The following is a 7,238-nucleotide window of genomic DNA, read 5'->3' as shown; positions in this document are numbered from 1 at the left end:
ACCGTGGATCCACCGGACCGGGGATTCGACGTGCTCGATCCGGGGATGTCCGTGTCGAGGATGGCCGGAGGGAGCATGTCGGCGGTCGGTGCGGGCGGGAACTGTGCGTCCGAGGTGAGAGTCGAGATCGGCAGCGAATCCGGGTCCTGGGGCGGGATCGCGGTCTCGGTGGGCGCCCGGGGTGCGTCCTCGTTCGCCGGGGGTACCGCTCCGCTCGTCATCAACGGCGAGACCGGCCCGCCGGCGGTGTCGCGGCCGGCGAAATGCTCGGTGGCGAAACCCGCGAGGATCGCGCTCAGCACGAGTACACCGGCAAGCGTGCCCGAGAGTCGTCCGCTCGTTTTGCCGCGACGCGTCCTCGACGACCCGACCAAGGGATAGGCCGCTGCCTCGGCGGACTCGCCGATCAAGGCGGCGCCCTGAGCCGCAGCGGATGCAGGCTCGGCCACGCGCATGGTGTCGCCGTCGAACGCGCCCGCAATTGCGTCGGCCAGGGCGGGAACGCCGGCCGCGCCACCGACCAGTGCGAGTGTCCGTGGGTGCGGTGTCGATCCGGTGCAGATGCGCCGCGTGAATGCGGCAGCCGTGTCGGCGAGGTCGGCGCTCAGTTCGTGGAGGTCGGCGCGGGTGAGGGTGACGGACGCGTCGGGTCCCGCTTCCGCGATGTCGATCCGCGCGACGTCGGCGGTGGTGAGTACCTCCTGGGCGCCCTGGCACCGGGCGGCGAGCAACTCGGAGTCGATCCGGCGGCGGGTGCGCATCGTGCTCGTGGAGCGGAGGACCCGTTCGTAGATCCGTGTTCCGAGCGCGTTGCCGCTGACTTCTTCGGTGCGTGCAGAGCGAAGGACGGTGCCGGTGGACTGGTCCAGGACGGACACCGTGGTGCCCGTGGCACCGAGATCGGCGATCGCGACCGTTCCCGCTTCGGAGCGAAGGCCCACGGTGCGGAGGAATGCGAGCGTCGCAGCGGTTTCGGGGACGAGTCGTACGTGTCGTCCCTCGCGTTCGGCAGCGAGACGTACGGTCTCGGCTTGTTCGTCGGTGCGGTAGGCGACGTTGACAACAGGACGATCCGCCAGGTGCGCGCACATCAGGGAGACGGCGTCGAACACAAGATCACCGAGTTCACGGCTTCGGTCGGAATCGGCAGCCAGTCGGCGGTACTCGGTGGTGGATCCGGTCTCCGTGTCGACCCGTAGGGCCGAACCGACACCTGACGTTCCCACGGAGATGCCTAGCGACGTGGGCATAAGTTCACCTCTCGTGCATGACCGGTGCTCGGGCGGGGTTCTTTTCCCTCTCTTGGGTCACCGTATGGTCACGCTCTCGATTTCGTTATGCAACCGTAACATAATTCTGTATGTGGTGACTCGGGTCGGCGCGTCGGCCCCGGCCCCTCTTGAGTGGCTGGCACTCTCATGTATAGAGTGCTAGTGACACCGAGCGTTGATCCGGCACCCGCGACGACGGGTCTGCGTACGGCGTCACCCGTGGTGACTGAACAACCCCGCGTCCGAGGACATCGAGAGCTTCGGACCCAAAAACCCCTGAAAGTGGAGGGCTCATCGTGGCGAGCGTGAACATCAAGCCGCTCGAGGACAAGATCCTCGTCCAGGCCAATGAGGCCGAGACGACGACTGCCTCCGGCCTCGTCATCCCGGATACGGCGAAGGAGAAGCCCCAGGAGGGCACCGTCGTCGCTGTAGGCCCCGGCCGCTGGGACGAAGATGGCGACAAGCGCATCCCGCTCGACGTCAAGGAAGGCGACGTCGTCATCTACAGCAAGTACGGCGGAACCGAGATCAAGTACGCCGGCGAGGAGTACCTGATCCTGTCTGCGCGCGACGTCCTGGCTGTCGTCGCCAAGTAGGCCGCACACATTCCGCCCCGGAGTTCCGTCATGGACCCGGGGCGGAATCCGTTGCGGATCACCCGAGTCCAGGAGTAGCCGGAGAACATGTCCAAACAAATCGAGTTCAACGAGACCGCGCGCCGAGCACTCGAACGCGGTGTCGACCAGCTCGCCGACGCCGTCAAGGTCACCCTCGGCCCGCGTGGGCGGCACGTCGTGCTCGCCAAGGCTTTCGGTGGCCCCACCGTCACCAACGACGGTGTCAGCATCGCCCGGGAGATCGAACTGGCAGACCCGTTCGAGAATCTCGGCGCTCAGCTCGTCAAGAGCGTTGCCACCAAGACCAACGACGTCGCGGGTGACGGCACCACTACCGCGACGGTTCTCGCGCAGGCGCTCGTCAAGGCCGGCCTGAGAAACATCGCCGCGGGAGCGAACCCGATGGCCATGGGTTCGGGCATCTCCAAGGGTGCCGACCGCGTCTGCGAAGCTCTGCTCGCGGCCGCCACCCCGGTCGAGGGCAAGAACGCCATCGCGCAGGTCGCCACGGTCTCGTGCCGTGACGCGGAAATCGGCGAGATGGTCGGCGAGGCCCTCACGCGGGTCGGCGAAAACGGTGTCGTCACGATCGAGGAATCCTCGACCATGCACACCGAACTCGTCGTCACCGAGGGTGTCCAGTTCGACAAGGGCTTCCTGTCCCCGTACTTCATCACCGACGTAGACACCCAGGAAGCCGTCCTCGAGGACGCGCTGATCCTGCTCTACCGCGAGAAGATCACCTCGCTTCCCGACTTCCTCCCGCTCCTCGAGAAGATCGCCGAATCGGGTAAGCCCGTTCTGCTCATCGCCGAGGACATCGAAGGCGAACCGCTGTCGACCCTCGTGGTCAACGCGATCCGCAAAACCCTCAAGGCTGTCGCGGTCAAGGCGCCGTACTTCGGCGATCGCCGCAAGGCGTTCCTCGACGACCTCGCGGTCGTCACCGCGGGTACGGTCATCAACTCCGATCTGGGCCTGTCCCTGAAGGAGGCCGGACTCGACCTGCTCGGCAAGGCACGTCGTGTCGTCGTCACGAAGGACAGCACCACGATCGTCGACGGCGCAGGCACGGCCGACGAGATCGAAGCACGCGCGGCGCAGTTGCGGCGTGAGATCGAGGCGACCGAGTCCGACTGGGACCGCGAGAAGCTCGAAGAGCGTCTGGCGAAGCTCGCCGGCGGCGTGGCGGTCATCAAGGTCGGCGCGGCCACCGAAACCGATCTCAAGGAACGCAAGTTCCGGGTCGAGGACGCCGTGAACGCGGCCAAGGCCGCCGTCGAAGAGGGCATCGTCCCCGGTGGCGGTTCGGCTCTGGTCCAGGCGTCGCTCTCGCTGCGTGAACTCGAAGACTCGCTCTCGGGCGACGAGGCGCTCGGTGTCGCGGTCCTGCGTACCGCGCTGACCGCGCCGTTGTACTGGATCGCCTCCAACGCCGGCCTCGACGGAGCCGTCGTGGTGAACAAGGTGACCGAAGCGGAGAAGGGCCACGGCTTCAACGCCGCGACCCTCACCTACGGCGACCTGCTCGCCGACGGTGTCGTCGATCCGGTGAAGGTGACGCGCTCGGCGGTTGTCAACGCGGCGTCGGTCGCGCGGATGATCCTCACCACCGAGAGTGCCATCGTCGAGAAGCCCGAAGAGGCTGCGGACGACAACCACGGTCACGGGCACGCTCACTAGGAGCGAACCGAGACACGAAACACGAAGCCCCGCGCAGAGTTCCATGCGCGGGGCTTCGTCGTGTCGGAGGGCGGTGCCGGCTCGGGCCGTCGGGCGCTCGGCGGACGACGCTCGGACGTGCAGCCTGTAGGGCGGGGTCATCCGCACCGGGGCCGCATCACACGGCGACCTTGCGCCGGCGATGACGGGCGTACATCTCACGTTCGGTCTCCGACATTCCGCCCCAGATGCCGTACGGCTCGGCAACGGTGAGTGCGTGCTCGCGGCACTGCTCGAGCACGGGGCAACTACGGCACAGATCCTTCGCACGGCTCTCGCGCTGGGCGCGCGCACGTCCCCGTTCCCCGTCCGGATGGAAGAACATCGAGGAGTCCACTCCGCGACACTTGCCGTCCATCTGCCAATCCCACAGGTCCGCGTTGGGCCCGGGCAGGTGATTCGGTGCAGGCATGTGGCACTCCTTCGCAGCGTTGCTCGCATCAAGGACGAGCGGACCGTAGTTCGGTGGTGGGGTACCCCCCACGCAGCCGAGCGAATCTTTGTTTCGAGCGAACTCACCGTAAAAGCGTTATCGATTCACCGTCAAGGGTTTCGATCAGTGGCGAAGTCCATAACAACAACGTCAAGAATTAACCCCTGAAATATTTACATCGTGACCGGGTCATGATGCAACCCGGCAGCCGAATGTCTTTCGAAATCCGGCGTTGCGGACATGGCCGGGATCGCTCATCGCCCTAACCAGTGCAAAGGCAGCGATGTGCCCGGTGTACGGGGGTTTCGCCCTCGTCGCGGAGCCTCTTGTGCGCTGCCTTCGTTGGGCATACAAATTGTATGTTCTTAACGCTAAGTTAAAGGAAATGTTCGAATTCGGTTCACTGGACGTTCGTCCTATTCCACTCTTCAAGACTATTTGCGCGCGCGGTGCGTATTTCTTGAAACATTCGGCCCGGATGGGGCGGGCCGAACGTCGGTGCGATGATTGTCCGATGTTCGCCAAAGGCCCCATGAAGGATGACATCGAATCGGCGGGGCCGCAGCGTTCGTTGCCGCCGAGTTCGCCCGGCACGGCGGCCGTGCTGGCCGCTGCGGCATTCGGCGCCGCCCCGGGCATGCATCCGCTCCCGGCAGCGCACGATGTGGAACAGCGGTGGCACCGCGCCGTGGCCCTGGGCGGCCAGGGGCGCTATGCCGCGGCGCGAGCCGAACTCTCGCGGCTCCGCCGGGAGGTCGGACCGACAGGGGCCTGGGCATCACTCGTCGCGAGTACCGAGGCGTCGCTGCTCCGCCAACTCGGAGGCCATCGGGTGGCTGCGGCGTCGGACGGCCGGGCGCTGGCGGCAGTAGGGACGGAGGCTGCCTCGCACGGGGATCCGGAGAACCGCATCCGTTGTGTCCGAGCTCGATGCGACGCACTGACCGGTCTCGCCGCCGACTCGCTGGGGACCGGGGGGCTCGCGGCTTCCCGGGACCTGCTGACACGGTGCACCGCGGTGCTGGACGAGGCCGAGGACGCCGACGGCGACGCACCCTTTCTGCGCCAGCGGATACGCCTCGCATGGGTGAGTGCCGAATCGGCGCTGGCCGGAGGGGACTTCTCCACCGCTCGTGTGTTCGCGGATCGTGCTGCCGCCCTCGCGTCGCGGTACGGATCGGTGCGGCACACGATCAAATCCGACCTGATCAGGGCCGCGTCGCTGACCGGCGATGCCGATTCGGAGCCGGCGCGTGAGCTCGCGAGAGAAGTGTTCGACCGTTGCGCGGAACACGGCTTGATCCCGCTCCGGTGGGCGGCAGCGATGATGCTCGCGGGCGTCGGTGACTCCCCCGAGGCGGTAGCAGCGGTGAACGCATGCGCCGCAACGATCGTCCGCCGCGGTGGGCGATTTGTCCCGATGGGCGTCTGACCGGTACTGCCGTACCCGAATTGTCGGCCACTATCGCTACGCTAGGTGGGTTCCACGTCTCCGTGGAAGCACGCCCGGGTGGGGGATCGTGTCTCTGTAACGCCAGGACTTGCGCAATCGATGACTGTTATGGGTGAGGAGTGGGACGCCGCCGTTGTTGCGGCTGCGCAGGGTGATCGTGCTGCTCTCTCCCGAGTTCTCGAAGGTGTTCGACCGCTCGTCGTGCGGTACTGCCGCGCACGAGTGGGATCCGCAGAGCGCGGCCAGCTCTCTGCAGACGACGTAGCGCAGGAGGTGTGCCTGGCTGTGATGACTGCGTTGCCGAGATATCAGGACCAGGGACGCCCCTTCATGGCGTTCGTCTACGGCATTGCGGCCCACAAGGTCGCCGACGCACACCGCAGCGCGGCGCGTAATCGCGCCGAACCCGTTGCGGATGTGCCGGAAGTGATGTCGCTCGACGACAGCCCGGAGGAATTTGCGCTCAACTCGGAAGCCGGCCGGGAGATGAAGAAGCTTTTGGAGATTCTTCCGGAGAAACAACGCGAGATCTTGATCTTGCGTCTGGTGATGGGGTTGTCGGCCGAGGAAACGGCCGTGGCAGTCGGAAGCACAGCGGGAGCGATACGAGTGGCTCAGCACCGAGCCATCGCCAGACTCAAGAAAGAAGTCACGAGAGCAGGTGAAAGGAATGGGTAGGAGGCGCAACTCGGGCGGCAGCTTCTCCGAGGATCTGCCCGACGGCGACGCTACCGTGGACATCTCTGCAGTCCGGCGAGACGACGCCCTCATCGACGCGATCTCGGGAAACGGTCCCGTAGAGACGGAATCGACCGAGGAATACGAACTCGCCACTCTGCTGGCCGGCTGGCGAGCCGAGATCCTGTCCGACCCGGTACCCGCGGAGCCGGACCTCGATCAGGTCGTCGCAGCCGTCCACAGGGAACTCGGTGCTCGTGACGCCCTCGCCTCACGGCGTGCGCGGTCGAAGAGCCAACTTCGCGTGATCCGCCCGATTGCCGGGGCTGCCGCGCTGGTGATGATTGCTCTCGGCGGCGCCACTGCGGTGTCCTACAGCGCAGAGCCCGGCGACCCGCTGTGGAGCGTGAAGCAGGTCGTGTTCAGCGAGCAGGCGCAATCGACAGAAGCCCGCATCGATACCACGTCGACCCTCGAACGCGCCGAGCAATTGATCGCCGACGGAAAGACCGACGAAGCGGAGCAATTGTTGCAGTCCGCCGAAGCGCGGTCGGCGCGTGTCACCGACCAGGGCGACCGCGATGCCCTCGGAGACTGGCTACAACGGTTGTCGGCCGAAATCGACAAACTGGCGCCCGCGCCGTCGCCACTGCCACTGCCACCCCCCTCGGACACTGCGGTGGTGCCCGCGCCCGACGTCGGGCAGATTCCGTCGGACACCCTCCTTCCCGTGGAGCCGGGGCCGCTTCCGACGACGCCCGGTCCCGTCGAGCCGTCGCAACCGGTACCGTCACCGTCCCCGCCGCCGATCGACCCCACCATTCTCGATGCACCGCCGCCGTCCGACACTCCTTCGCCGACTCCGACGCCGTCACCGACCCAGCCCGGGACGACGGAACCGTCGAGCGGGACACCGGGGGATACGTCGCCGCTACCGCCCACCTCGCCTGCGTCTGCGTCGCATTCGCAGACGACGGCGAATTCGGAACCGGGTACTCCCTAAGGGGACGGTCTCGACCTGCTCACAGAAACGAGGGGGCGGCGCGGCCCCCCCGGGGGCC

The 7,238-nt window shown here is 66.5% G+C and carries 7 protein-coding genes; 5 read left to right on the top strand and 2 right to left on the bottom strand.

The features are described from left to right. A partial coding sequence (locus tag TVH25_RS20115) for an Hsp70 family protein (protein ID WP_422425308.1) occupies nt 1–1,250 on the bottom strand: 1,250 nt, incomplete at its 3' end. A gap of 317 nt (nt 1,251–1,567) precedes the next feature. Between TVH25_RS20115 and groES the strand changes: the two genes are divergently transcribed. Continuing rightward, nucleotides 1,568–1,870, top strand: a complete 303-nt coding sequence (gene groES / locus TVH25_RS20110) for a co-chaperone GroES (protein ID WP_006550071.1) — start codon at nt 1,568–1,570, stop codon at nt 1,868–1,870. Nucleotides 1,871–1,957: 87 nt separating this feature from the next. Beyond that, entirely contained in the window at nt 1,958–3,574 is a 1,617-nt protein-coding gene (gene groL / locus TVH25_RS20105; RefSeq protein ID WP_169619928.1) for a chaperonin GroEL, read from the top strand. A 157-nt stretch (nt 3,575–3,731) separates the two neighbouring features. Here the strand turns inward: groL and TVH25_RS20100 are convergent, their stop codons facing one another. Further along, nucleotides 3,732–4,025 carry a WhiB family transcriptional regulator gene (locus TVH25_RS20100; protein ID WP_072699558.1) on the bottom strand — a complete coding sequence of 98 codons (294 nt, stop codon included), beginning with the start codon at nt 4,023–4,025 and terminating at the stop codon, nt 3,732–3,734. 535 nt (nt 4,026–4,560) lie between these two features. Here TVH25_RS20100 and TVH25_RS20095 point away from each other — a divergent pair. The 3 genes from TVH25_RS20095 to TVH25_RS20085 all read left to right on the top strand — a co-directional run bounded on the left by TVH25_RS20095 (nt 4,561) and on the right by TVH25_RS20085 (nt 7,180). Then, nucleotides 4,561–5,478 carry a hypothetical protein gene (locus tag TVH25_RS20095; RefSeq protein ID WP_422425307.1) on the top strand — a complete coding sequence of 306 codons (918 nt, stop codon included), beginning with the start codon at nt 4,561–4,563 and terminating at the stop codon, nt 5,476–5,478. Nucleotides 5,479–5,598: 120 nt separating this feature from the next. Next, nucleotides 5,599–6,177 (top strand): sigma-70 family RNA polymerase sigma factor, encoded by a 579-nt coding sequence (locus TVH25_RS20090; protein ID WP_169619927.1) that lies wholly within the window; start codon nt 5,599–5,601, stop codon nt 6,175–6,177. Beyond that, the gene (locus TVH25_RS20085) at nt 6,170–7,180 is read left to right on the top strand and encodes an anti-sigma-D factor RsdA (RefSeq protein WP_422425306.1); all 1,011 of its coding nucleotides are present in this window, start codon (nt 6,170–6,172) and stop codon (nt 7,178–7,180) included. The genes TVH25_RS20090 and TVH25_RS20085 overlap by 8 nt, the downstream gene beginning before the upstream one ends. Nucleotides 7,181–7,238: the final 58 nt, after the last annotated feature.

Source organism: Rhodococcus sp. 7Tela_A2, from assembly GCF_049311045.1.
Lineage (GTDB): Bacteria > Actinomycetota > Actinomycetes > Mycobacteriales > Mycobacteriaceae > Rhodococcus.
This window is presented reverse-complemented; position numbering and strand designations above follow the sequence as displayed.